A 23,599-nucleotide genomic window follows, 5' to 3' on the forward strand; every position below is an offset into this window, starting at 1 on the left:
TCTTTGCCTGCCGTTGCTAGTTCAGTGCCAGTTCCCTGCCGGAGATCCTGCGGTACAGGCCGTAGAGCAGCAGGGTGGCCGCCAGCAGGATCAGGCCGAGCGCGCTGGCCATGCCCCAGTTGATGGTCTGGTTGGTGAAGTATGCGACGTAGTAGCTGATCATCTGATCGCCGGCGCCGCCCAGCAGGGCGGGCGTGATGTAGTAGCCGATGGCGATGATGAACACCAGCAGCGAGCCGGCCGCGATCCCGGGGTAGGTCTGCGGCACGTACACGCGCCAGAAGGCGGCGAAGGGGTGGCTGCCCAGGGAAATGGCGGCACGCTGGTAGCTGGGCGGCACGGACTGCATGACGCTGTACAGGGGCAGCACCATGAAGGGCAGCAGGATGTGGACCATGGCGATGTAGACGCCCAGGCGGTTGAACAGCAGCGGCAGGGGGTCCGAGATCAGGCCCAGGCCGCCCAGGGCGCTGTTGATCAGGCCTTCGCGCTGCAGTAGCACCACCCAGGCTGCGATGCGCACCAGCACCGAGGTCCAGAAAGGAATCAGGACGCAGATCAGGATCAGGTTGGCGTGCCGCTTGGGCAGGCGCGTGATCCAGTAGGCCAGGGGATAGCCCAGCACGAGAGTGACCAGGGTGACCACCAGACTGATGACGAAAGTGCGCGAGAAGATTTCCTGGAATGCCGAGGTATTGGGGGGCACGGCCACCACATGGCCATTGGCGTCGAGCTTCAGGTCGAGCGAGGCCAGCAGGTAGTAGGGTGTCCAGGCGCGGTCGTTGCTTGCGATGACGGCCCAGTAGGCGGGCTCCGTCCAGCGCTTGTCCAGGGCGGTGATCTGGGCGCGGGCATCGGCATCGTCGGCCGCTTCGATCGGCATGCGCCGCAGGGTCTTGAAGATCAGCGAGCGGTAGCCGGAGATTTCATAGTTCAGGCGCCGGGCGAGTTCGCCCGCGGCGGGGGTGTTCTTGGCGTGTTCCAGGTCTTGTGCCAGCGCGCGGAAAGCAGCGTCCGGGGGTTCGGAACTGCCGTCCCAGCCGGACAGGGCCTGCAGGGTGCGGGGCAGGGTTTCGATGACTTCGGGGTTGTCGGCCGCGCGGGTCAGCAGGGCGGCGATCGGAATCACGAAAACCGCCAGCAGGAACAGGGCCAGCGGTCCGACCAGCAGGAGCGCGCGCCATGTCCTGCGCCGCTGCGCCGCTTGCATCGCACGCCGGATGGCGGCGGGATCGTCGAAGGTCGTGTCCATGGCGGGTTTCCTCGGATGGTCGGAAGGGGGCCGGCATGGCGCCGGCCCCAGCCTGATCAGCGGGCGGCCCAGGCCGTGAAGCGCTGTTCGAGTTCTTCACCGTGGTCGGTCCAGAACTCCAGGTCGTTGAACAGGGCGTTGCGGGCGTTGGCCGGAGAGTTGGGCACGTTGGCCAGAACGTCGGGCTTGAGCATGCCGATGGCTTCCTTGCTGATCGGCCCGTAGGCGATGTGCTGGGAATAGGCGGCCTGCGCCTTGGGCGAACTGGCATAGCGGATGAACTCGATGGCCTGGTCCTTGTTCGGCGAGCCGACCGGGATCACCCAGTAGTCGAAGTCATAGACGCTCTGGTTCCAGACGACCTTCAGGGGCCGGCCTTCGCGCTGCGCCGCATCGATGCGGCCATTGTAGGCCGCGGACATGACGACGTCGCCGGCGCTCAGCATCTGCGGCGGCTGCGCGCCCGCTTCCCACCACTGGACGTAGGGCTTGATCTCGTCGAGCTTCTTGAAGGCGCGGTCCACGCCTTCGGGAGTCGCCAGGACCTTGTAGACGTCCTGCGGCGGCACGCCGTCGGCCATCAGGGCGAATTCGACGTTGTAGTGCGCGCCCTTGCGCAGACCGCGCTTGCCGGGGAATTTCTTCACGTCCCAGAAGTCGGCCCAGCCGGTGGGTGGCGTCTTCAGGGTTTCGGCGTTGTAGGCCAGGACCGTGGACCACACGAAGGTGCCCACGCCACAGTATTTCAGGGCGCCGCGCACCAGGTCGCCCTTGTTCAGGATCGAACTCCAGTCGACGTTCTCGTACAGGCCTTCCTCGCAGCCGCGGCCCAGGTCGCCGGTCTCGACCTCGACGGCGTCCCAGACGACGTTCTTGGACTGGACCATGGCCTTGACCTTGGCCTGTTCACCATTGTAGGCGACGGGGATGACTTTCTTGCCGGTTTCTTTCTCGAAGGGCTGGATGAAGGCGGCGTTCTGGGCATCGCCGTTGGCGCCGCCGAAGTTCACGACCGTCAGGTCGCGTGCATGGGACGGCGCCTGGGCGAAGGCCAGGGGAACAGCGAGCGCCAGGGCCGTCAGCAGGGGTTGGGTTTTCATGATGTGTCTCCTGTGTTTTGGTGTGGGGTCAGGGGAGGAAGACGCGGACATGCCCGGGGTCGACCCGCAGGGGAATGCGGGCTCCCGGAGCGTGCGCCCTGGCGTCCGCGGCCAGGGGCATCTTGACGAAGAAAGTGGCGCCGCCGTCGAGGCGGCAGCGCAGGCGGACGTGGTCGCCGAAGTAGACTTCATCGACCGCCTGCGCCTGGAAGACGTTGGCGCCGTCCGGACCCGCGGGCAGGATGCGTTCCGGGCGCATCGCCACGACGCAGGGGGCGCCGGCCGACAGGCCCTGGACATTGAGCCCGCGCAGCTGCGTGCCGCCCGCCAGGTCGACCAGGCACAGGTCGCCTTCGATGGCGCGCACGGTGCCCTCGAACTGGTTGCTGTCGCCCACGAAGCCGGCCACGAAGCGGTTGCACGGCGTTTCGTACAGCGTGTCGGCGGCACAGACCTGCTGGATGACGCCCTGGTTGAACACCGCGATGCGGTTGCTCATGGTCAGGGCCTCGCTCTGGTCGTGGGTGACGTAGACGAATGTGATGCCCAGCTGCCGGTGCAGCGACTTGAGCTCGAGCTGCATGTGTTCGCGCAGCTGCTTGTCCAGCGCGCCCAGCGGTTCGTCCATGAGGACGATCTTGGGCTGGAAGACCAGGGCGCGTGCCAGGGCGATGCGCTGCTGCTGGCCGCCCGAGAGCTGGGCGGGGTAGCGTTTGGCGAAGTCCTGCATCTGCACCATGGAAAGGGCTTCCTTGATGCGCTGCGCGCGTTGCCCGGCGGGCATCTTGCGGACCTTCAGGGGATATTCCAGGTTGCGCTCGACCGTCATGTGGGGAAACAGCGCGTAATTCTGGAACACCATGCCCAGGTTGCGGTGGTGGGGCGGGACGTCGTTCAGGCGGCGTCCTTCGAGCAGGATGTCTCCCCGGGTGGGGGATTCGAAGCCGGCGAGCATCATCAGGCAGGTGGTCTTGCCCGACCCGGAAGGGCCGAGCAGGGACAGGAATTCACCCGAATGGATGTCCAGATTGAGGTCGCGGACGACCAGATGGCTGCCATCGTAGGACTTCTGGACACCCTGGAATCGGACCAGGGGCTCGGGGGCGGGAACTGCGGACATCGGGGGCAACCTCCGGATGCGGATGGACGGGATACAGCCGGCGAAAACCTCAGGCGGCCATGGCTTCCCTGAGGATAGCCAGACCTTCCTCCAGCAGGCCATCGGGGATTGTCAGGGGGAAGAGGAACCGGATCACCTGGCCATAGGCGCCGCAGGTGAGCAGGACCAGTCCGCGCTCCAGGGCGCGGTGCTGGATGCGGGCGGCGGTGTCCGGGTCGGGCCGGCCGTCGGGGTGGCGGAATTCGGCGGCGATCATGGAGCCCAGGCCGCGGATATCGGCCATGTGCGGGTGCGCAAAGCCGGCCAGTGCCTGGCGCAGGCGCAGGCCCAGGGATTCGGCGCGCGCAACCAGCCCTTCTTCGTCGATCACGTCCAGCACCGCCAGAGCGGCGGCGATGGCCAGCGGATTGCCCGCGTAGGTGCCGCCCAGGGATCCGCGCGGTGCGGCGTCCATCAGTTCGGCACGGCCGCAGACGCCGGACAGGGGCATGCCGCCCGCCAGGCTCTTGGCCATCGTGATCAGGTCGGGGGTCACGTTCGAGTGCTCGATGGCGAACATCCTGCCGGTACGGGCGAAACCGGTCTGGACCTCGTCGACGATGAGCAGGATGCCATGGGCGTCGCAGCGCTCGCGCAGCGCGCGCAGGAGTTCGGGCGGAGCGACGTTGAAGCCGCCTTCGCCCTGGACCGGCTCGATGACGATGGCCGCCACCCGGTTCGGGCTGATGTCGGCCTTGAACAGCAGGTCCAGCGCCCGCAGGGAGTCCTGCACGGTGATGCCGTCCAGCCGGCTGGGGAAGGGGATGTGGTAGACCTCGGCTGGCAGCGGGCCGAAATCCTGCTTGTAGGGGGCAACCTTGCCGGTCAGGGCCATGCCCATGAACGTGCGGCCGTGGAACGCGCCGGAAAAAGCCACGATTCCGGTGCGTCCGGTGGCGGCGCGGGCGATCTTGACGGCGTTTTCCAGGGCTTCGGCGCCGGTCGTGAAGAAGGCGGTCTTCTTGCGGTGGTCGCCGGGCGTCAGGCGGTTGATGCGCTCGGCCAGTTCCACGTAGGAGCCGTAGGGCGCGACCTGGAAGGCGGTGTGGGTGAAGGCGTCCAGCTGCGCCCGGACCGCCTCGACGAGGCGGGGATGGCGGTGGCCGGTATTGGCCACGGCGATGCCCGCGGCGAAGTCGATGTAGCGCCGGCCTTCCACGTCCCACAGCTCGGCGTTCGATGCGCGTTCGGCGTAGAAATCGCAGGCAATGCCGATGCCGTCGGGAACGGCCGCGTTCTTGCGGGCCTGCCAGTCCTGGTTGCGTTGCGTCATGCTTGTCTCCTGTCCGGGCGGGTGTTTCCGCTCCGCTTTTTTTTCACTATACTGATCTTTTGGTTTGTCAAATAGATCCATTTCTGTAAATTTAATGGGGCCAATTTGGAAGCATTCATTCTCTCTGAATGGTTGCAACAGCACTTCGCTCCCAGCGATGATAGTCCTGCTTATCATCGCTTGTATCGACTGATCTGTAGAGCCATTCTGGAAGGCCGCCTGGCCGCAGGTGCGCGCCTGCCTTCGACGCGCGACCTGGCGGCCGAGCTGGGCATTGCGCGCAATACGGTCCTGCAGGTCTACGACCAACTGGCCGAGGAAGGCTACGTGAATGCGGGGGTCGGGCGCGGCACCTATGTCGAAGACATCCGCCTCGATCTGCTGGAGCCGGCCATCGACGCCGACAAGGACGACCCGGCCGCCGCGCTTGCCGCAGCCGGGCACGATCTGTCGCACCGCGGACGCCGGCTGGTATCGGGCCTGGGCTTCTCCAACCGCCAGGCGGGCGCCTTCATGCCCGGCATCCCGGACGTGCGCGAATTCCCCCTGAAGACCTGGTCCCGCATCCAGAACCGGCAGTGGCGCTCGGGTCCCTGGGATCTGATGCGCTATGCCCCGGCCGGGGGCTACGGCCCGCTGCGGCAGGCGATTTCCGACTATCTGGGCAGCGTGCGCTCCGTGCGCAGCACGGCCCAGCAGGTGGTGATGACCACCGGCATCCACCAGGGCATCGACGTGGCTGCGCGGCTGCTGTGCGATCCGGGCGACACCGTCTGGATCGAGGAACCCGCCTACTGGGGCGTGCGCAACCTGCTGACGTCCTCCGGGCTGAATCTGGTGCCGATCCGCGTGGACGACGAGGGCATCTGGCCGGGCGAGGCCGAACGGGCCCGCCCGCCCAGGCTGATCGTGGTGGCGCCGTCGCACCAGTATCCGCTGGGCATGGTCATGAGCCTGGCGCGGCGGCACATGCTGCTGGACTACGCGCGCCAGTTCTCGTGCTGGATTCTGGAAGACGACTACGACAGCGAGTTCCGCTACGACACGCGGCCGCTCTCGTCCCTGCAGGGCATGGACGAAGCGGGCCGCGTCCTGTATGCGGGCAGCTTCAGCAAGACCCTGTGCCCCGGCCTGCGGGTCGGCTTCCTGGTCGTGCCCCAGACACTGGCCGGCGCCTTTGCCGATTCGGTGGCGGAGCTCTATCGCGAGGGCAACATGATGACCCACGCGGTGCTGGCGGACTTCATCCGCGAGGGGCATCTCAGTTCCCACATCCGCCGCGTGCGCCGGCGTTACGCGGAACGCCGGGATTGCCTGATCGAGGAAATCCGCCGGCACTTCGGGGATGCGCTGGACGTCGTCGGGGGCGAGGCGGGACTGCACCTGATCCTGGCGCTGCCCGACGGCGTGGACGACACCCTGGTCGTGCGCGATGCCCTGCAGGAAAACGTGGTCACACGCGCCCTGAGCACTTATTACACGGAGCGGGAGAATGCCCGCCCCGGCCTGTTGCTGGGTTATGCCGGGGTGACGCCCGATGAAATCCGGCCCGCCTTCGACACGCTTGCGCGTGTGATCGGCGCTTACCTTTGACTTTCGGAACAAGGAACTCCGTCATGACGACCCCCGACCATCTGGCGCACAGCGATGTCGCCTATCAGCTGCATGCCTACACCAATGCCCAGCGGCATCGCGAGGAGGGGCCCTGCATCATGGCCCGAGGCAGCGGCATCCATGTGTACGATACCGCGGGCAAGGAGTACATCGAGGGCATGGCGGGGCTGTGGAGCGTGGCCGTGGGCTTCAGCGAGCCCCGCCTGGCCGAAGCGGCGCGCCGCCAGATGGAATGCCTGCCCTTCTACCATACCTTCAGCCACAAATCGAACGTGCCTTCGATCGAGCTGGCGGAAAAACTGATCGGGCTGACGGGCGGGCGCATGGCCCAGGCCTTCTTCACCAATTCGGGGTCGGAGGCCAACGACACCATCGTCAAGATGGTCTGGTACTACAACAATGCCCTGGGCCGGCCGGAAAAGAAAAAGATCATCGCCCGCCAGCGCGGCTACCATGGCGTGACGGTGGCCTCGGCCAGCCTGACGGGTCTGGCGGGCAACCACCGCAGCTTCGACCTGCCCCTGCCGCGCATCCTGCACACACGCTGCCCGCACTGGTACCGCGAAGGCCTGCCGGGCGAGTCCGAGACCGCGTTCGCGGATCGCCTTGCCGCCGAGCTGGAGGCATTGATCCTGGCCGAAGGGCCCGAGACGGTGGCGGCCTTCATCGGCGAGCCGGTCATGGGGGCGGGCGGGGTAGTCGTGCCGCCCGAGACCTACTGGTCCAAGGTGCAGGCGGTGTGCCGCAAGTACGACGTGCTGGTGATCGCCGACGAGGTCATCACCGGTTTCGGCCGCACGGGGCGGATGTTCGCTTCCGACCTGTTCGGCATCGAGGCGGACTTCATGACGCTGTCCAAGCAGCTGACCTCCTCGTACCAGCCGCTGGCCGCAGTGCTGATGAACGAGCGCGTGGCGTCCGTGATCACGCGCCACAGCGGCGAACTGGGCACTTTCGGCCATGGCTACACCGCCAGCGGCCATCCGGTGGCGGCGGCCGTGGCGCTCGAGAACATCCGCATCATCGAGGAGCGCGGCCTGGTGGACAATGCCTCCGCGGCCGGGGCCGTGCTGCAGCGCCGGCTGCGGGAACTGGCGGACCATCCCCTGGTGGGCGAGGTGCGGGGCGTGGGGCTGATCGCGGCGGTGGAGCTGGTGGCCGACAAGGCATCGCGCGCGCCTTTCGATCCGGCGGGCAAGGCCGGTGCCCTGGCGGTGCGCCAGGCCCAGGACAACGGCCTGATCCTGCGCGGCATCCAGGACAGCGTGGCTTTCTGCCCGCCGCTGATCATCACCGAGGCGCAGGTCGAGACGCTGGCGGACCGCTTCGCGCAGTCGCTGGAGGAGACGGCGAAGAAGCTGTGAGCCCCGGCGGTGTTGCGTCGACGTCCTCGCCATCCGGGCTGGCGTCGCCGCGCGCCTGTCCGACCAGCCAGTCGCGGAAGTGCATCAGCGAGGGCAGGGAGGCCTTGCGCTCGGGAATGATCAGGTGAAAGGCCCGCTGGCCCGGACCGCTGTGCGGGTTCAGCACGGCCAGGTCGCCGCGGGCCAGTTCCTGGCGGATCAGGAAGGGCGGAATCAGCGCCACGCCCAGCCCGTCGCTGGCCGCCTGGGCCAGCATGGAAAAAAGTTCCAGCCGCATGCCCGCCATGGCGGCAGGTACCGCGACGCCCGCCGAGGCGAACCACTCGCGCCAGGCGGTGGGGCGTGTGCTCTGCTGCAGCAGGGGCAGGGCGGCGATGCCGGATGCGTCCAGCGGGCCGCGTGCCAGCCTGGGGCTGCAGACAGGCACGGGGTTCTCTCGCATCAGGAAGTGGGCCTGGGTGCCGGGCCAGCGTGGGTCGCCCGAATAGATGGCGGCGTCGAATTCAGTGTCTTCGAACAGGAAGGGATGGGTGCGGGTGGACATGTTCACCTGCAGGCCCGGCCGTTCGATGCGCAGCGCCGTCAGGCGCGGCAGCAGCCAGCGGGTGGCGAAGGTCGGCACCACGGCCAGTTCCAGCACGCCGCCGCCCTGGTGGGCCATGATCGCCTGGGTGTCGCGTTCGAGCGCATCCAGCTGCCGGCGCACCAGCCGGCTGTAGCGTTCGCCCGCGTCGGTCAGGCGCACGCCCCGGCGCGCGCGCTGGAACAGCGGCACGCCGACCAGGGCCTCGAGGCCGGCGATCTGGCGGCAGATCGCACCCTGGGTCAAGGACAATTCCTGGGCGGCGCGGGTGAAGCTTTCGTGCCGCGCGGCGGCCTCGAAAGCCTGCAGGGCCTGGGTGCTTGGCAAACGTTTGCGCATTCTAAGAAGTGAGTAAAAATCACTAATAGAGCAGTTTATATCGTTTGTACCGTATGGGATATCCCGTTAGGATGCGTGAATATCACTGATCCGGTTTTTCTTTTTGGAGACCTCTTTCCATGTCTTCCGCACGTCCCCAGTTCCAATGGCTCGATCCCCTGCTGCTGGACCAGCAGCTCAACGATACCGAACGCATGGTGCGCGACGCCGCGCGTGCCTACGCGCAGGACCGGCTGCTGCCGCGCGTGCAGCAAGCCTTTCGCCATGAAAAGACCGATACGGCGATCTTCCGCGAGATGGGTGAGCTGGGATTGCTGGGTGCCACGATTCCCGAACAGTATGGCGGCGCGGGCATGAACTACGTCTGCTACGGGTTGATCGCACGCGAAGTGGAGCGCGTGGATTCGGGCTACCGCTCGATGATGAGCGTGCAGAGTTCGCTGGTGATGGTGCCCATCCATGCCTTCGGCACCGAAGCACAGAAGGAAAAATACCTGCCAAAGCTGGCCACGGGCGAATGGATCGGCTGTTTCGGCCTGACCGAGCCCGACCACGGCTCGGATCCGGGTTCGATGGCCACGCGGGCGAAGAAGGTGCCGGGCGGCTATAGCCTGACCGGGGCCAAGACCTGGATCACCAACAGCCCGATCGCCGATGTGTTCGTGGTCTGGGCCAAGGACGAAGCCGGCGACATCCGCGGCTTCATCCTGGAAAAGGGCTGGAAGGGCCTGTCGGCGCCGGCCATCCACGGCAAGGTCGGCCTGCGCGCGTCGATCACGGGCGAGATCGTGCTGGACGAAGTCTTCGTCCCTGAAGAAAATGCCTTCCCCGACGTGCGTGGCCTGAAGGGGCCCTTCACCTGCCTGAATTCGGCCCGCTACGGCATCGCCTGGGGCGCCCTGGGCGCGGCCGAGGCCTGCTACGAGACCGCGCGTCAGTACGTGCTGGACCGCAAGCAGTTCGGCCGCCCGCTGGCCGCCAACCAGCTGATCCAGAAGAAACTGGCCGACATGCTGACCGAGATCACCCTGGGGCTGCAGGCGGTGTTGCGCGTCGGCCGCCTGAAGGACGAGGGCCAGGCGCCGGTGGAGATCACCTCCATCATCAAGCGCAATTCCTGCGGCAAGGCCCTGGACATTGCCCGCACGGCCCGCGACATGCTGGGCGGCAACGGCATTTCCGATGAGTTCTGCATCGCCCGCCACCTGGTCAACCTGGAAGTCGTCAATACCTACGAGGGCACGCATGATGTGCATGCCCTGATCCTGGGGCGGGTCATCACCGGCATCGCCGCTTTCGCCAACTGAGGAACGCAGCCATGGCGCAAGAGACTTCCGGCCGGGACGGACTCGCGACCGGGGCGGATGCCGAGCGGCGCGGCGCCCTGTCGCACATCCGCGTGCTCGACCTGTCGCGCGTTCTCGCCGGCCCCTGGGCCACCCAGATCCTGGGAGACCTGGGCGCCGACGTGATCAAGATCGAGCGTCCCGGCGAGGGCGACGACACGCGCGGCTGGGGGCCGCCCTGGATGCCCGGTGCCGACGGCGGCGAATCGCGCGTCGCGGCCTATTACCTGTGCGCCAACCGCAACAAGCGTTCGGTGACGGTGGACATGGCCAGCCCCGAAGGCCAGGACCTGATCCGGCAGCTGGCCTGCCGATCCGACGTGCTGGTGGAAAATTTCAAGGCAGGCGGGCTGGCGCGCTACGGCCTGGACTACGACAGCCTGCGCGCCCTCAACCCGCGCCTGGTGTATTGCTCCATCACCGGCTTCGGGCAGACGGGGCCCTACGCGGCCCGCGCGGGCTACGATTTCCTGATCCAGGGGCTGGGCGGCCTGATGAGCGTCACCGGCCGGCCCGATGGCGAGCCCGGAGGCGGGCCGATGAAAGTCGGGGTGGCGCTGACCGACATCCTGACCGGCCTGTACGCAGCCAATGCCATCCAGGCCGCGCTGGCGGCGCGCGAGCGCACGGGCATCGGCCAGCATGTGGACATGGCGCTGCTGGACGTGCAGGTCGCCTGCCTGGCGAACCAGGCCATGAACTACCTGGCCACCGGACGCAGTCCCGGACGGCTGGGCAACGCGCATCCCAGCATCGTGCCGTACCAGGATTTCCCCACGGCCGACGGCCACATGATCCTGGCCATCGGCAACGACGGGCAGTTCGCCCGCTTCTGCGAGGAAGCCGGCCGGCCCGACCTGGCGGCGGATGAGCGTTTCGCCACCAATCGGGCGCGGGTGGAGCACCGCGATGCGCTGATTCCCATCCTGAGGCATCTGACGACGGCCCGGACCACGGCCGCATGGGTCGCGGCGCTGGAATCGCGCGCCGTGCCCTGCGGTCCGATCAACACCATGGAACAGGTATTCGACGATGCCCAGGTGCGGGCGCGCGGCCTGCGCATCGAAATGCCTCATCCGGAAACCGGTTCGGTTCTCCTGGTGGCCAGTCCGATCCGCCTGTCGGACACGCCGGTGGACTACCGCCTGCCGCCGCCACCCCTGGGGGCGCATACGGCCGATGTGCTGGAAGACGTGCTGGGCCTGGCGCCGGCCGAAATCCAGGCCTTGCGCGCGCGCGGCGTGATCTGAGCGGCCCCGCCCGGCAAGGCCCGGGCGGGCACACCTTTTCCCCGGCATGCGCCGCGGGGCGGCCTGCGTTCGCGTGGCGCCGCCGCCACGGCACGCGTGGCCGGTGTTGACCGGCGTCAAGAGCCGCCCCCATCGGGGCCCGGATCGTCCCCGCATTCATCCTGCGTCAATGTTGCCATCCCTATGATGGAAGCATGGATGGCCGCCGCCCGGCGACCGGATGAATGGGGGATCCGTCATGAACAAATCCTGGAACAGGGCAGGCGCCTGCCTGCTGGCCGTGTCGCTGGCGGCCTTCGCCGTGCCGGCGACCGCCGACGATGACTGCGACGTGCCCATCGAGCGTTGGCAGACCCGCGAGGCCGTCACCGCGATGGCCCGCCAGAAAGGCTGGGACCTGAAGCGCGTCAAGATCGACGACGGCTGCTATGAAATCAGCGGCGAGGACGCCGAAGGCCGCGCCTTCAAGGCCAAGCTCGATCCTGCGACGCTGGAAGTGCTGAAGATCAAGTATCGCCGCCGGGATGACCGCGACCGCGACAGGGATCGCGATCGCCACCGCGATCGTGATGACGCTGCGCGCGGCGCGCCCGGCGCCGCCACGGCGGCCGTCCCGGGTGCGCCGTCCCCGGCGATCTCCGTCAGCGGCGCCCGGATCGAATGACTCATCCAGCACGGCATTGCATGCCGGCCGCGGCCTTCCGATCGCGTCCGGCCGGAAATTCATCAGGAGCATAGTCCATGAAAACCTTTTCGATCGCGGCCCTGCTGGCCGCCACCACCCTGGCCGTTCCCGCGCTGGCGCAAAGCCGCACGGTGACCCTGTCCACGACCCTGAAGAACTATGGCGGCGATGGCGCCTACCTGGCGGTCTACCTGACCGACGCCCAGGGTGCCTATGCGGGCACCCTGTGGGTGGCCGGTGGCAAGGCCAAGTACTACAAGCACCTGAGCGACTGGAACCGGCTGTCGGCCGGGGACGCGGCGCGGCTCGATGGCGTGACCGGTGCCAGTGTGGGCGAGGGCCGGACGCTGAAGGTGACCGCCGACCTGGCCGACGCGCTGTTCGACGCCGGCTATGAGATCCACATCGACGCCGCTGTCGAGGACATGCGCGACAGCCCGTCCGAAGTCCGCGTGCCGCTGACCTCGGCGGGCGCCGGGCAGCCCGTCGCCGGGCGCAGGTTCATCCAGTCCTTCACCTACCAGGCGCAGTGATCATCATGCAATGGCGGCAGATTCACCGCTGGCTGGGCCTGTGGGCCGGCGCCCTGGCCCTGCTGATCGGAGTCACCGGCCTGATCCTGACCTTCTTTCCGGTGCGTGACACCTGGCAGGCCGTCCGGGCCGAACCCGGCCTGCCGGTGGCGCTCCTGGCGCAGCGGACTGCGGCCCAGGTGGCCGGGATCGAGGAAATCCGCCGCCTCCCGTCGGGGGACATCGTCGCCTATTCCTTCGATGGCGATCAGGCGCGTGCCAGCCGGATCGACCCGGCCAGCGGGCAGGTGCTGGGCGACTACCAGGCATCCGCCGTGGAGCGCTGGGTGCGCAACCTGCATCGTTCCTTCATGCTGGACGATCCGGGCCGCCTGGGGGCGGCCGGTGTCGCCCTGGCCATGCTGCTGCTGACGCTGTCCGGGACACTGATGCTGGCCCGGCGCCTGGGCGGCTGGCGCCGCCTGGTGGCCGGCCGCATCCGCGGGACTCCGGCACAGCGCATCCATGGGTTCACCGGCCGGATTCTGGTGCTGGTCCTGGCCCTGTCCTCGCTGACTGCGCTCTACATGAGCGCGTCGACCTTCAGCCTGATCCCGTCCGATGCGGATGTGGACCCCGACGTCATCTCCGCGCCGGGCGAGCTGCCGGACCTGCCTGTGGGAGCCCAGCCGCTGCTGCAGGCGCTGTCGGCCGATGGCCTGCGCAAGCTGAATTTCCCTTCGCCGGACGATCCGGAAGACGTCTGGACCATTTCGACCGATGCCGGCGATGGCTGGATCGACCGGCGCAGCGGCCATGTGCTGGCCTGGCATCCGGCCTCCGTGGCCCGCACTGCCTATGACTGGATCTACGCCCTGCATACCGGCCAGGGCCTGTGGGCCTGGGCGCTGGTTCTGGGCCTGGCCGGCCTGTGCATTCCAGTCTTCTGGGTCACCGGATTCCTGATCTGGCGGCAGGGCAGGGTACAGGTGCCCCGCCTGGAAAACAACAGCCCCGCGCGGCGGGCCGACACGTTGATCTTCGTGGCCAGCGAGGGCGGCACGACCTGGGGCTTTGCCCAGGCACTGCACGAAGCCCTGGCGCGCAACGGCCATGCGGTCCATACCGCGCCGCTGGAACGCTTCCAGGTGCCGGAATCGGCCCGCCAGGTGTTCATCCTGGCCGCCTCCTATGGGGATGGGCAGGCGCCTGCGCATGCCGCACGGGCCCTGGACCGGATCGCCCGCCTGACGGCCGGGACCGTGCCGGTGACCGTGCTGGGTTTCGGCGACCGCCAGTTTCCGGCCTTCTGCGGCTATGCCGAGGCATTGGATCGGACGCTCCGGGCTGCCGGCTGGCCGCAGACACTGCCGCTGGACTGCATACACCAGCAATCGGCCCAGCAGTTCGACCGCTGGGGCGCGGCCCTGTCCAGGGCGCTGGGCGAGGAACTGGCATTGAACTATGTGCCGCGCATTCCCCCACTTTTCCCGTTGGAAGTGGTGGAGCGGCAGGATTATGCGGGTGGCACTGCCGACCCGACCGTCATCCTGCGGCTGCGCTGGCAGGACAGCGGCGCGATGGCGCGGCTCATGGGCAGGAGCATGCCGCATTTCGAGGCGGGCGACCTGGTGGGCATCGTGCCGCCCGGCAGCCCGGTGCCCCGCTATTATTCCCTGGCCTCGGGGTTTCGCGACGGCTTCCTGGAAATCTGCGTGCGGCGGATGCCTGGCGGGGTCTGTTCCGGCTTCCTGCACGGACTGAAGCCCGGCGATCGGATCCAGGCCTTCATCAAGTCCAACCCTGGCTTCACCCTGGGTGTCTCGCGCCATCCCGTCGTGCTGATCGGGGCGGGCACCGGTGTTGCGCCCCTGGCGGGCTTCATCCGCGGCAACGTCCGCAAGACGCCCATGTTCCTGTACTTCGGTGCGCGCAATCCGGACGAAGACTTCTATTTTGGCACCGCCCTGCGCCATTGGCTGGAAGAAGGGCGCCTGTCCGCGCTGCGTACGGCATTCTCCAGAATCAAGGACGGCGGCGGTTACGTGCAGGACGCCTTGCGCCGCGATGCGGACCGCCTGCGGGCGCTGGTGGCCCAGGGCGCCGTGCTGCGGGTCTGCGGCAGCCGGCCCATGGCGGCCGGGGTCGCCGAGGCGCTGAACGAGATCCTGCGCCCGCTCGGCCTGGACGTGCGGGGACTGCGGGAAAGGGGGCGCTATGCCGAAGACGTATTCTGATCCGGCGGCCGTCGCGCCCGCCGTCCGGCCCGCAGCGGCGCGCGGCGCGGCGCCGCCGGCCCGCTCCGCGCCGACCGCGTTTTCCGAATCCACCCTGAGCGGTCCGGCCATGGGCACGCGCTGGTCGGCGCGCTATCAGGCGCCGCCTGACTTCGATCATGGGGCGCTGTCGCGCGGCCTGGCACGGGCCGTGGAATCGGTGGATGCGCAGATGTCGCCCTGGAAGCCGGACAGCGACCTGATGCGCCTGAACCGCGCCGAGCCGGAGCACTGGGTGTCCCTGCCGGCGGCCTTGATCGAAGTGCTGGCGCGAGCGCTGGACGTCGGCGTCCTGAGCGGCGGCGCCTATGATGCCGCCGTCGGCGGGCTGGTCGATGCCTGGGGGTTCGGCGCGGCGGCGGACACGCCCGATCCGGCCGCCATCCGGCACGCCGCCGCGGACCATCGTCCCGCCCATCTCTGGCTGGACCTCGATCGGGAGCAGGGCCGCGCGCGCAAGCGGGCGCCCCTGACCCTGGACCTGTGCGGGATCGCCAAGGGCTACGCCGTGGACCGGATGGCCCAGGTCATGGCCCTGCATGGCGTGGGCCACGCCCTGGTCGGCCTGGACGGCGAACTGCGGGCCTGCGGCGCCCGCGCCGGCGGCCGGCCCTGGGCCGTGGCCCTGGAAAGCCCGCAGGAGGGACGCCGCGCGGCGCACGGGGTGATCGAACTGGCCGACCTGTCGGTGGCGACCTCGGGCGATTACCGCCGCTGGGTCCGGATCGGCGGCGAACGCCTGGCGCACACCATGGATGGCCGCCGGGCGGCGCCGGTGCGCAATCCGGTGGCCTCCGTCACGGTGCTGGCGGCCGAGTGCATGGACGCCGACGCCTGGGCCACGGCCCTGCTGGTGGCGGGGCCGGACGAAGGACCGGCCCTGGCGCGGCGCATGGGACTGGATGCCTTGTTTCTGCTGCGCTGCGGCGGCCGGCTGGTGGAGTTCGGGCTGGGCCGCTTCGCGTCTTAGGGCGGGCGGGCCCCGGAACGCCGGATCATCGAGGCGATTATGACTATTTTGTCATTGCATATAACTGTAATTCAGTTGACTTCCATTAAGGATGCGTATGGTCTTTTCCGTTAAATTTTTGACATATAGCTTCACGCTTCAAACTCCACGGGCATGCAGGGGATCGCGCTCGTGACATCAGAATCCTCCATGCTCCGCTCGTCCCGGCCGTCTGCTTCTCCCTTTGTCTCCCGCGTTCTGCTGATCTCCGGCGGGCTCGCCTCGGCGGGCCTGCTCATGGTCGTGCCGGCGTTCTGCCGCGGGGCGCCGTATCTGTGGCTGGCGATCCTGCCGGCCTGCGGCTTCCTGGCCCTGTTCGTGTTCCGGGAACGGGCGCGCGAGGCATGCCGCGCGAAGTTCGCCGCCCTGCGCGCGCGCAACGACCGCCAGCGCAAGCGCGTCCACTCCCTGCGCGGCCAGGCGCGGGTCCTGCGCGCCATCTCCCGGCGCCGGCCGCTCGACGAATCCATGGGCATCCTGTGCCGCTTCGTGGAGGACCGGATCCCGGGGGCGCGGTGCTCGGTCCTGATGCTGGGCCCGGAGGGCAGGACGGTGGGGAAGTCCGTCGCTCCCGGCCTGCCCGAGCCTTACAACCAGGCCCTGCTGGGGCTGGAGATCGGCCCGGCGGTGGGCTCGTGCGGCGCCGCCATGCATCTGCGCAAGCCGGTGTTCATCGATGACGTCCTGCGCCATCCGAACTGGGCGCCGTTCCGCGACCTGGTGCTGACCACGGGGATGCGGACCTGCTGGTCCAGCCCGATCCTGGACGACGACGGCCAGGCCGTGGGGGCCTTCGCGGTCTACAACGAGCAGCCCCGCCTGCCGGTCCGCGGCGAGCGCCTGACCATCCACGTCGCGGTCGAGATGGCCCGGGTCGCCGTCAACATGGCGGCCGTGTACCGCCAGCTCATGCACCAGTCGCTGCGCGACGAACTGACCGGGCTGGCGAACCGCCGCGGCATGAAGGACTGGCTCACGCGGCGCCTGGAGGCTGGCGGCCGGGTGGGGGTGCTCCTGCTGGACCTGGACGATTTCAAGCCGGTCAACGACACCTTCGGCCACGATGGGGGCGACAAGGTGCTGCGCGTGGTGGCCGGGCGGCTGCGGGACCTGGTGGGCCGCGACGCGATCGCCTCCCGCCTCGGCGGGGACGAGTTCACCCTGGGCGTGCCGACGGCCGATCCCGCCGCCCTGGAAGACATCGCCCGGCGGGTCATCGAAGCGGTCGGCCGGCCCGTTTCCATCGACCGGCGGCACCGGGCGCAGGTCCGCTGCAGCATCGGCATCGCCCGCCACCCCGAGGACGGCGAGACGGTCGAGGAACTGATGACGCATGCCGACCGGGCCATGTACGAGGCGAAGAAATCCGGCAAGAACCGGTATCGCCGCTGGAGCGGCCCGGCCGGGGACGGGGCGGAAATGTCCGCATGACGGGGCGGGCCGAGGCCCGCTTGAAGCAGGCGGTCGCGCGCAACGGCGGACGGCCCGACGGGGTGCTGGCGCGCAACGACGTCCTGGCGGCCTCCCTGCGCGCGCCGTTCTGTTCGTCCCCGGGGCGTCTTTTGGGGAAGCCTCAGCCGAAGACGTCGATCGCCTTGCGGATGACGACGAACAGGGCCACCAGGAAACCGGTGCCCAGCAGGATGATGCCGGGGTTCCGGTCGCGGAAACCGAAGCCGATGAACATCGCGATGATCCCCAGGATGAAGAGGACCAGGAGCAGGTTGCTGTGGAAGAACATGGCGTCGCGCTCGATGGGGGCTGATGAGGGGATCATAGGCAATTCGGGGCGCGCCGGTGTTGAGGCAGGACAATGCGGGCTTCAGTCGAAGGGTCGGCCTTCGCCCGCCTCCTCGTGGGTGGCGCCGTCGCGGATGCGGTAGATCCGCTTGAAGGTCGGGATGATCTTTTCGTCGTGCGTCACCACGATGATGGCCGTCCGGTATTGCCGCGCCATGTGGTGCAGGATGCGCACGACCGCCATGGCGCGCTCGCTGTCCAGCGGCGCCGTCGGCTCGTCGGCCAGGATGACCGGCGGGCGGTTGACCAGCCCGCGCGCGATGGCGACCCGCTGCTGTTCGCCGCCGGACAGCTGCGCGGGCATGGCCTGGGCGCGGTGTCCGACTTCCAGCGAGGCCAGCACTTCCAGCGCGCGGGCGCGGGCCTCGCGCTTGCCCGCGCCCGCCAGCATCGGCAGCAGGGCCACGTTGTCGGTGACGTCCAGGAACGGGATCAGGTAGGGCGCCTGGAAGATGAAGCCGATCCGGTCGCGGCGCAGCGCGCGCAGGTCCTTCACCCGCCAGCCCTCGTCGTAGATGAGCTCGCCGCCCAGCGTCATGCGCCCGCCGGTCGGGTCGATCACGGCGCCCAGGCACTTCAGCAGCGTGCTCTTGCCCGAGCCCGAGGGGCCGATCAGGCCGACGACCTCGCCGGGCGCGACCGACATGTTGACGTCGCGCAGGGCCAGCACGGCCGTGTCGCCCTGGCCATAGCGCTTGCTCAGGCCCTCGATCAGGATGCCGGAACCGGTCATGGCGTTCATCCGATGGCGTTGGCGGGATCGACCCGCAGGGCGATGCGGATGGCCACCAGGCTGGCCAGGGCGCAGATCAGCAGGATGGCGGCCAGGCCCGCGATGGAATCGGCCGGCGTCAGCAGCACGTACTTGGGGAAGACGGGGGCGGAGAACGTGGCCGCGATCTTGCCCACCATGAAGCCGATCAGGCCCAGGGCCAGGGACTGCTGCAGGATCATGCCGGCGATGGTGCGGTTGCGCGTGCCGATCAGCTTGAGCACGGCGATCTCGCGGATCTTGTCCATGGTCAGGGTGTAGATGATGAAGGCCACGATGGCCGCGCTGACCAGGGCCAGTATGGCCAGGAACATGCCGATCTGCCGCGCCGACGAGGCCACCAGCTTGTCCACCAGGATGGTTTCCATCTGGGCGCGCGTGTAGACGGACAGGCGCGTCCAGCGCTGGATGCGGGCGGCGGCCTCGGCGGCGTCCGCGCCCGGAGCCAGCGTCACCAGGACGGCGTTGACGTAGGGATTGGCCGCCTGGCTGTCGAGCACGGCCCGCAGGGCCGAATCGTTGCCGGGTCGGTTCAGCCCGGGATTGGCGGCGGCGCGCCGGCGGCTCTGCCGGATGGCGTCGTTGTCCTTCTGGAATTGCGCCTGCTGCGCGTCCTTCAGGGGGATGAAGACCATCGGGTCGCCGCTGGAGGACACCGTGCGCCGGGTCAGGCCGACGATGGCGTATTCGTGGCGGCGGATGGTGATCCGGTCGCCCAGGGCGAAGCCGGCCGCCACGTCCGCCACGGCCTCGTAGTGGCCCAGGACGATCTGGCGGCCGGCCACCAGGCCGGGCGGCCAGCCCGGCGTCGCGCCCGGCGTGCCCGGGGCCACGCCCACCACCATGATGCGCACGTCGCGGCCGCGATGGTGCGCCTGCATGGTCAGGTAGGTGACGTTGGCCGCCTGGTCCACGCCCTCCAGCCCCAGGATGGCGCGGTAGGCGTCGTCGGGCAGGCTGGAGTTCTCGGCATAGGGTCCCTGGGTGTCTTTCTGTACGACCCACAGGTCGGCGCCGCTGTTGTCCAGCAGGGCCCGCGCATCGGCCACCAGGCCCCGGTAGACGCCCGCCATGATCAGCGTGACGCCGATCAGCAGCCCCAGGCCGATGCCGGTGAAGAGGAATTTCCCCCAGGCATGCAGGATGTCGCGTCCGGCCAGGCTGATCATGCCGCTGGCTCCGCCTGCGCCGGACCGGTGGCGCGGACCCGGCTGCGGGCGGTCAGCGGGCTGGCGCTGTGGACGATGACGAGATCGCCGGCGTTCAGTCCGTCCAGCACCTGGACCATGCCCCGGGCGTCGGCGGCGCCGACGCGGATGGGGACGAAGACCGGCCGCCCGTCCTGGATGCGCCAGACGCCGGGCCGTCCGTCCTGGTGGCGGAGGGCGGCGTTGGAGACGACGGGGCCCGGCGGGGTGGGCGGCAGTTCCACCGTGGTTTCGGCCAGCTCGCCCAGGGCGGGCGGCGGCGCGGGCGGGGCGTCGAAGGCGATCTTGGCCAGCAGTTCCTCGGTGATGGCGTCGGCGACCGGCTCGATGCGGACGATCCGGCCCTCGACCGGCTCCCGCCCGCGGGAGCGCAGCACGATCCGGGCCGCCAGCCCGGCGGACAGGCCGGCGGAGCCGGCCTGGTCGAAGCGCGCGTCGATCCAGAGCGCGCCGGGCGCGATCACCTGGACGATGGCCTGCCCGGCCATCAGGATCGTGCCCGGGTCCGCGTCGCGGGTGAGGACGAAGCCGTCGATGGGCGAGACCAGCGCCAGGTTGCGCCGCTGCGCGCGCAGCGCGGCCAGTTCGGCCTGCAGCCGTTCGGCCTCCCGCGTGGCGGCCTCCAGGGCGGCCTGCGCCAGTTTCAGCTCGTGGCGCTTGTCGCTGGCGGTCTCCTCGCTGATGGCCGAGGCCTTCAGCAGCGTTTCGTAGCGGCGCAGCTGGACTTCGGCCCGGTCCTGGCGGATGCCCGATTCCCGCGCCAGCACGCGCGCGCGGGACAGCGCCGCCACCTGGGCCTGGATGCGGTCGTCGAGGTCCACGGGATCGATCTCGCCCAGCACCTGGCCGGCCCGCACGGCATCGCCCACTTCCACGTCCAGCCGCAGCAGCCGGCCCGTCAGGGCCGGGCCGATCCGGTGGATCTGGCGGGCCTCGACGGTGCCGATGCCGAAGCGCACCGGACGGATGGAGGCTTCCTCAACCCGGGCCGTGGTGACCGGGATGCGGGCCAGCGGCCCGGATTGCAGGGCGACGTACAGGAACAGCCCCAGCAGGACCAGGGCCAGCGCGGCCAGCAGCACGCGTTTCCTGTCGATGCGCGGGGCTTTCATGGGCGGGCTCCGATGCCCTGGAGGAACAGGGCGAACAGGGCGGGCGCCTGGCGCTTCATGCGCCGGATGTCGCCGGCCAGCATGGACTGGATCACCAGGCCCTGGATCATGCCCACGAACAGTACCGGCAGGGCGTCCGCATCCGGCGTGTCCTGCAATTCCCCCCGGTCGATGCCGCGGCGGACCTGCTCCAGCAGCCGTTCGCGGTAGTGCTCCAGCAGGGCCAGCACGCGGGTCTTCGCGGGCGTCTCCCGGTCGTGCTGCAGTTCGGCGAACAGGATGCGCGGCACGCCCGGGTGGCTGGCGATGAAATCCACGTGGGCGTGGAACATGGCCTCCAGCGCCGCCCGCGGGCCGACGGCCCGCGCGGCGGCCGCGTCGATGCGCGCCAGCAGCGTCTCGCTGGTGTGGGCCATCACCGCGTCCCAGATGGCTTCCTTGCTGGGGAAATGCCGGAACAGCGCGCCCTGGGTGAGCCGCATGTGCTGGGCGATGGCGGCCGTCGTGATGTCGGCCGGGTTGCGGTCGGCGGCCAGCTCGATGACCGCCCGCACGGTGGCCGCCCGCCGTTCGTCCGCCGGCAGGTGTTTCGGAGTGGATTGCGGCATCCCGTTTCTCGTAAAGAAAGTAATCGATTACTATCTTATCACGGGAAGCGCAGAGTGGCGATGGTCCCGTCTGCCGCGCGGACGCGCCGCGGACCGGAATCAGCCGCGGAACACGTCGTCCAGGATGTCGTCCAGGGGAGCCCCGGCCCCGCCAGTGCTCAATGCACCCGGCGCATCACCGCGCGGGCCTTTGATCCGTCAGGTATTCCTGCAGGCGGTTCAGCACGGTGCAGGGTTCGCGGAAGTTCCACTCCGGCTCGGTGTCGGGCCTGCCCAGGAAATGGCCCTGGGCGGCCTGGGCGCCGGCGTATCGCACCAGATGCAGGTCGTCGGGGGTTTCCACCCCTTCGATGACGACGCAGGGACTGCGGTGGGCGCAGGCCCGCGTGACCCATTTCAGGGTTTCCCGTCCGGCGGGGCCCTGGCGCGCCTGCCGCAGCAGGGACTGGTCGATCTTCACGGCGTCGTAGCGTGCGCCGTTCAGGGCCGACAGTTCGGCGTGTCCGCTGCCCATGTCGTCCAGCACGATGCGCACCCCGGTGTCCTGCAGTTCGCGCATCAGCCGCAGGGCGGATCCGGGGTGGGCGATGGGGCTGGTTTCGGTCAGTTCGATCAGCAGGCGCGACGCCACGGCGCGCCGGCCGCACAGGTAGCGGATCAATTCGCGCCACCAGGCGTTGGGCCGCAGCGTCAGCGCCGAGACGTTGCACGCCAGCTCCCGGTCGGGGTGGATTTCCAGCAGGCCGATGACGGTCCACAGGACGCTCCAGTCCAGCCGCCCGATCAGCCCCTGGCGCTCCAGCGCCTGGATGGCGGCGGCGGGGGATTCCGCGGGATCCTCCGCCCGGCGCAGCAGCGCTTCCTGGTACAGGCAGGCGCCGTCCCCGGGATCGACCCGCAGGACCGGCTGGAATGCCAGCTGCAGCTGTCCGGCGCGCAATTCGTCCAGCCAGCGCGCGCACAGCGCGATGTCGTTGCGCAGGAGCGGGGTGGCCTGGCAGGGGGCGAACGCCGGATCGGGATCGAGGGGGTCGAGGCTGTCCTGGGGCACTTCGTGCAGGCTCAGGCCCGACAGGGCGATGTGCAGGAGCGGATAGAAACGGTCGTCCCCGCAATCGATGGGCGCGTCGCCCAGGTCGGCGCACAGCGTGCGCCAGAACTGATCGGCCAGGGAGACCGAGTACACGCTGAACGGCCAGAGGCCGGCCAGATCGACTTCGATGGCATTGCCCGCGAACCGGATGGATCCGCGCGGGACGCGCGCCGTGATCAGGTGATCGCGCAGCGCCCGCATCACCTGCGCGGGCGGGCCGCCGCCGCGGGCCTGGGCCAGCTGGTGCAGGTTGCCGACCCGGATCTGCGCCCGCGCGCCGCTCATCACCGGGGAATCCAGCGGGGAGCGGGCCGTGCCGCCGCTCTCCATGTGTTCAAAAGGGTTCCCTTTTGAAAGTTCTGGGCATGAAGAAACGATGTTTTTTGGCAACATATAGAGAAAACAATTGTCGATTTGGTGCATCCAGGAAAATTAAATAGAAACTTTTTAGGTTTCAAATAATTATCCGATCGACCTGTGTCGGAGCGAGGCCCTTCGCCCCATCATCGGGACGGGCGCCGGATCTCCGTTGGCGGAAAGAAACTTTTCCTCATAAGTGGCGCCGCTGTTCCGGCCCGTACTGCCCTATAGTTCGCCCGCTTTCCGCTGGACGGGAAGGCAAATGGAAGTCAAGGTAGCAAGTCATGGCGATCGGCAAGACGCAGGGCGCGGGCACGGCCCCCAGGGTGTTCGGCTATGCCCGGGTATCGACCGACGAGCAGCACATGGGCCTGCAGATGCGGGCGCTGAAGAATGCGGGCTGCGACCCGATCTTCGTGGATCGCGGGGTGTCGGGCGCGACGATGCGCCGGGAGGGCCTGGACCGGCTGCTGCGCTCGCTGCGCGCCGGCGACAGGCTGGTGGTCTGGCGGCTGGACCGCCTGGGGCGGTCGCTGTCGGGGCTGATCCAGCTGCTGGACAGCCTGGGAGAGCGGCACATCGGCTTCTGTTCCCTGTGCGAGCAGATCGATATCGGCACGCCCGGCGGCAAGCTGGTGTTCCACATGATGGCGGCGCTGGCCGAATTCGAGCGTGCCCTGATCAGCGAACGGACCCGGGCGGGGATGGCGGCGGCGCGGGCGCGGGGCCAGCGCATCGGCCGCCCGCCTTCACTGACGCCGCAGCAGCGTCTGGCGGCCCGGGCGCTGCTCGATCAGGGCCAGCCGGCGGCCCGGGTCGCCGATCAGTTCGGCGTATCGGTCGCCACGCTGAGGCGGCTGGCCGCTTCCCCTTCGGTGTAGCCG

21 protein-coding genes are annotated in these 23,599 nt (G+C 68.9%); 10 read left to right on the forward strand and 11 right to left on the reverse strand.

From position 1 onward, the window contains the following. Positions 1–16 precede the first annotated feature (16 nt). The 4 genes from ABD022_RS05220 to gabT are packed head-to-tail and all read right to left on the reverse strand — an operon-like array spanning position 17 to position 4,784. Positions 17–1,252: an ABC transporter permease gene (locus ABD022_RS05220; protein ID WP_325126205.1), complete on the reverse strand. Its 1,236-nt coding sequence runs from the start codon at positions 1,250–1,252 to the stop codon at positions 17–19. Positions 1,253–1,308: 56 nt separating this feature from the next. Next, the gene (locus ABD022_RS05225; protein ID WP_325126206.1) at positions 1,309–2,352 is read right to left on the reverse strand and encodes an ABC transporter substrate-binding protein; all 1,044 of its coding nucleotides are present in this window, start codon (positions 2,350–2,352) and stop codon (positions 1,309–1,311) included. 28 nt (positions 2,353–2,380) lie between these two features. Next, a complete protein-coding gene (locus ABD022_RS05230; RefSeq protein WP_325126208.1) occupies positions 2,381–3,472 on the reverse strand; it encodes an ABC transporter ATP-binding protein in 1,092 nt (363 codons plus the stop codon). A gap of 49 nt (positions 3,473–3,521) precedes the next feature. Further along, positions 3,522–4,784 carry a 4-aminobutyrate--2-oxoglutarate transaminase gene (gabT, locus tag ABD022_RS05235; RefSeq protein ID WP_325126210.1) on the reverse strand — a complete coding sequence of 421 codons (1,263 nt, stop codon included), beginning with the start codon at positions 4,782–4,784 and terminating at the stop codon, positions 3,522–3,524. Between the two features lie 105 nt (positions 4,785–4,889). On the opposite strand from gabT, the gene pdxR reads away from it, so the two are divergent. Together pdxR and ABD022_RS05245 are read left to right on the forward strand one after the other, a co-directional pair. Further along, the gene (gene pdxR, locus ABD022_RS05240; protein WP_325126212.1) at positions 4,890–6,377 is read left to right on the forward strand and encodes a MocR-like pyridoxine biosynthesis transcription factor PdxR; all 1,488 of its coding nucleotides are present in this window, start codon (positions 4,890–4,892) and stop codon (positions 6,375–6,377) included. Between the two features lie 23 nt (positions 6,378–6,400). Continuing rightward, positions 6,401–7,762, forward strand: coding sequence for an aspartate aminotransferase family protein (locus ABD022_RS05245; RefSeq protein WP_343820336.1), 1,362 nt, complete (start codon positions 6,401–6,403; stop codon positions 7,760–7,762). Here ABD022_RS05245 and ABD022_RS05250 read toward each other — a convergent pair. Next, positions 7,689–8,684: a LysR family transcriptional regulator gene (locus ABD022_RS05250; protein ID WP_343820337.1), complete on the reverse strand. Its 996-nt coding sequence runs from the start codon at positions 8,682–8,684 to the stop codon at positions 7,689–7,691. The genes ABD022_RS05245 and ABD022_RS05250 overlap by 74 nt on opposite strands. Positions 8,685–8,803: 119 nt before the next feature. On the opposite strand from ABD022_RS05250, the gene ABD022_RS05255 reads away from it, so the two are divergent. From ABD022_RS05255 to ABD022_RS05285, 7 genes are all read left to right on the forward strand, one after another. After that, on the forward strand, positions 8,804–9,991 hold the full coding sequence (locus tag ABD022_RS05255; RefSeq protein WP_343820338.1) for an acyl-CoA dehydrogenase: 1,188 nt from the start codon (positions 8,804–8,806) through the stop codon (positions 9,989–9,991). An 11-nt stretch (positions 9,992–10,002) separates the two neighbouring features. Further along, positions 10,003–11,280, forward strand: a complete 1,278-nt coding sequence (locus ABD022_RS05260) for a CaiB/BaiF CoA transferase family protein (protein ID WP_343820340.1) — start codon at positions 10,003–10,005, stop codon at positions 11,278–11,280. 238 nt (positions 11,281–11,518) lie between these two features. Beyond that, the gene (locus ABD022_RS05265) at positions 11,519–11,944 is read left to right on the forward strand and encodes a PepSY domain-containing protein (protein WP_343820342.1); all 426 of its coding nucleotides are present in this window, start codon (positions 11,519–11,521) and stop codon (positions 11,942–11,944) included. Between the two features lie 77 nt (positions 11,945–12,021). Beyond that, a complete protein-coding gene (locus ABD022_RS05270) occupies positions 12,022–12,498 on the forward strand; it encodes a DUF2271 domain-containing protein (protein ID WP_343820343.1) in 477 nt (158 codons plus the stop codon). A 5-nt stretch (positions 12,499–12,503) separates the two neighbouring features. Then, the gene (locus tag ABD022_RS05275; RefSeq protein WP_343820344.1) at positions 12,504–14,714 is read left to right on the forward strand and encodes a PepSY domain-containing protein; all 2,211 of its coding nucleotides are present in this window, start codon (positions 12,504–12,506) and stop codon (positions 14,712–14,714) included. Then, positions 14,695–15,723, forward strand: coding sequence for an FAD:protein FMN transferase (locus ABD022_RS05280; protein ID WP_425545200.1), 1,029 nt, complete (start codon positions 14,695–14,697; stop codon positions 15,721–15,723). Before ABD022_RS05275 ends, ABD022_RS05280 begins: the two co-directional genes overlap by 20 nt. 189 nt (positions 15,724–15,912) lie before the next feature. After that, positions 15,913–17,193, forward strand: coding sequence for a diguanylate cyclase domain-containing protein (locus ABD022_RS05285; protein WP_343820346.1), 1,281 nt, complete (start codon positions 15,913–15,915; stop codon positions 17,191–17,193). 142 nt (positions 17,194–17,335) lie between these two features. Here the strand turns inward: ABD022_RS05285 and ABD022_RS05290 are convergent, their stop codons facing one another. From ABD022_RS05290 to ABD022_RS05315, 6 genes are all read right to left on the reverse strand, one after another. Then, the gene (locus ABD022_RS05290; RefSeq protein ID WP_151024923.1) at positions 17,336–17,539 is read right to left on the reverse strand and encodes a hypothetical protein; all 204 of its coding nucleotides are present in this window, start codon (positions 17,537–17,539) and stop codon (positions 17,336–17,338) included. A gap of 45 nt (positions 17,540–17,584) precedes the next feature. Then, positions 17,585–18,295 carry an ABC transporter ATP-binding protein gene (locus ABD022_RS05295; protein WP_343820348.1) on the reverse strand — a complete coding sequence of 237 codons (711 nt, stop codon included), beginning with the start codon at positions 18,293–18,295 and terminating at the stop codon, positions 17,585–17,587. Between the two features lie 5 nt (positions 18,296–18,300). After that, positions 18,301–19,503: an ABC transporter permease gene (locus ABD022_RS05300; protein ID WP_043683532.1), complete on the reverse strand. Its 1,203-nt coding sequence runs from the start codon at positions 19,501–19,503 to the stop codon at positions 18,301–18,303. Next, positions 19,500–20,654, reverse strand: a complete 1,155-nt coding sequence (locus tag ABD022_RS05305) for an efflux RND transporter periplasmic adaptor subunit (protein WP_043683529.1) — start codon at positions 20,652–20,654, stop codon at positions 19,500–19,502. Before ABD022_RS05305 ends, ABD022_RS05300 begins: the two co-directional genes overlap by 4 nt. After that, positions 20,651–21,262 (reverse strand): TetR/AcrR family transcriptional regulator, encoded by a 612-nt coding sequence (locus ABD022_RS05310; protein WP_043683526.1) that lies wholly within the window; start codon positions 21,260–21,262, stop codon positions 20,651–20,653. Before ABD022_RS05310 ends, ABD022_RS05305 begins: the two co-directional genes overlap by 4 nt. Positions 21,263–21,437: 175 nt before the next feature. After that, the gene (locus ABD022_RS05315) at positions 21,438–22,640 is read right to left on the reverse strand and encodes an EAL domain-containing protein (protein WP_343820354.1); all 1,203 of its coding nucleotides are present in this window, start codon (positions 22,638–22,640) and stop codon (positions 21,438–21,440) included. A gap of 359 nt (positions 22,641–22,999) precedes the next feature. Between ABD022_RS05315 and ABD022_RS05320 the strand changes: the two genes are divergently transcribed. Further along, positions 23,000–23,596, forward strand: a complete 597-nt coding sequence (locus ABD022_RS05320; protein ID WP_343820356.1) for a recombinase family protein — start codon at positions 23,000–23,002, stop codon at positions 23,594–23,596. Positions 23,597–23,599 lie beyond the last annotated feature (3 nt).

Source organism: Castellaniella daejeonensis (assembly GCF_039523555.1).
Lineage (GTDB): Bacteria > Pseudomonadota > Gammaproteobacteria > Burkholderiales > Burkholderiaceae_B > Castellaniella > Castellaniella daejeonensis.

Bases quoted from the DNA above. Each gene is read 5' to 3' on its own strand.
- ABD022_RS05220 (WP_325126205.1), bottom strand. From the start codon at position 1,252: ATGGACACGACCTTCGACGATCCCGCCGCCATCCGGCGTGCGATGCAA.
- ABD022_RS05225 (WP_325126206.1), bottom strand. From the start codon at position 2,352: ATGAAAACCCAACCCCTGCTGACGGCCCTGGCGCTCGCTGTTCCCCTG.
- ABD022_RS05230 (WP_325126208.1), bottom strand. From the start codon at position 3,472: ATGTCCGCAGTTCCCGCCCCCGAGCCCCTGGTCCGATTCCAGGGTGTC.
- gabT (WP_325126210.1), bottom strand. From the start codon at position 4,784: ATGACGCAACGCAACCAGGACTGGCAGGCCCGCAAGAACGCGGCCGTT.
- ABD022_RS05245 (WP_343820336.1), top strand. From the start codon at position 6,401: ATGACGACCCCCGACCATCTGGCGCACAGCGATGTCGCCTATCAGCTG.
- ABD022_RS05250 (WP_343820337.1), bottom strand. From the start codon at position 8,684: ATGCGCAAACGTTTGCCAAGCACCCAGGCCCTGCAGGCTTTCGAGGCC.
- ABD022_RS05255 (WP_343820338.1), top strand. From the start codon at position 8,804: ATGTCTTCCGCACGTCCCCAGTTCCAATGGCTCGATCCCCTGCTGCTG.
- ABD022_RS05260 (WP_343820340.1), top strand. From the start codon at position 10,003: ATGGCGCAAGAGACTTCCGGCCGGGACGGACTCGCGACCGGGGCGGAT.
- ABD022_RS05265 (WP_343820342.1), top strand. From the start codon at position 11,519: ATGAACAAATCCTGGAACAGGGCAGGCGCCTGCCTGCTGGCCGTGTCG.
- ABD022_RS05270 (WP_343820343.1), top strand. From the start codon at position 12,022: ATGAAAACCTTTTCGATCGCGGCCCTGCTGGCCGCCACCACCCTGGCC.
- ABD022_RS05275 (WP_343820344.1), top strand. From the start codon at position 12,504: ATGCAATGGCGGCAGATTCACCGCTGGCTGGGCCTGTGGGCCGGCGCC.
- ABD022_RS05280 (WP_425545200.1), top strand. From the start codon at position 14,695: ATGCCGAAGACGTATTCTGATCCGGCGGCCGTCGCGCCCGCCGTCCGG.
- ABD022_RS05285 (WP_343820346.1), top strand. From the start codon at position 15,913: ATGCTCCGCTCGTCCCGGCCGTCTGCTTCTCCCTTTGTCTCCCGCGTT.
- ABD022_RS05290 (WP_151024923.1), bottom strand. From the start codon at position 17,539: ATGATCCCCTCATCAGCCCCCATCGAGCGCGACGCCATGTTCTTCCAC.
- ABD022_RS05295 (WP_343820348.1), bottom strand. From the start codon at position 18,295: ATGACCGGTTCCGGCATCCTGATCGAGGGCCTGAGCAAGCGCTATGGC.
- ABD022_RS05300 (WP_043683532.1), bottom strand. From the start codon at position 19,503: ATGATCAGCCTGGCCGGACGCGACATCCTGCATGCCTGGGGGAAATTC.
- ABD022_RS05305 (WP_043683529.1), bottom strand. From the start codon at position 20,654: ATGAAAGCCCCGCGCATCGACAGGAAACGCGTGCTGCTGGCCGCGCTG.
- ABD022_RS05310 (WP_043683526.1), bottom strand. From the start codon at position 21,262: ATGCCGCAATCCACTCCGAAACACCTGCCGGCGGACGAACGGCGGGCG.
- ABD022_RS05315 (WP_343820354.1), bottom strand. From the start codon at position 22,640: ATGAGCGGCGCGCGGGCGCAGATCCGGGTCGGCAACCTGCACCAGCTG.
- ABD022_RS05320 (WP_343820356.1), top strand. From the start codon at position 23,000: ATGGCGATCGGCAAGACGCAGGGCGCGGGCACGGCCCCCAGGGTGTTC.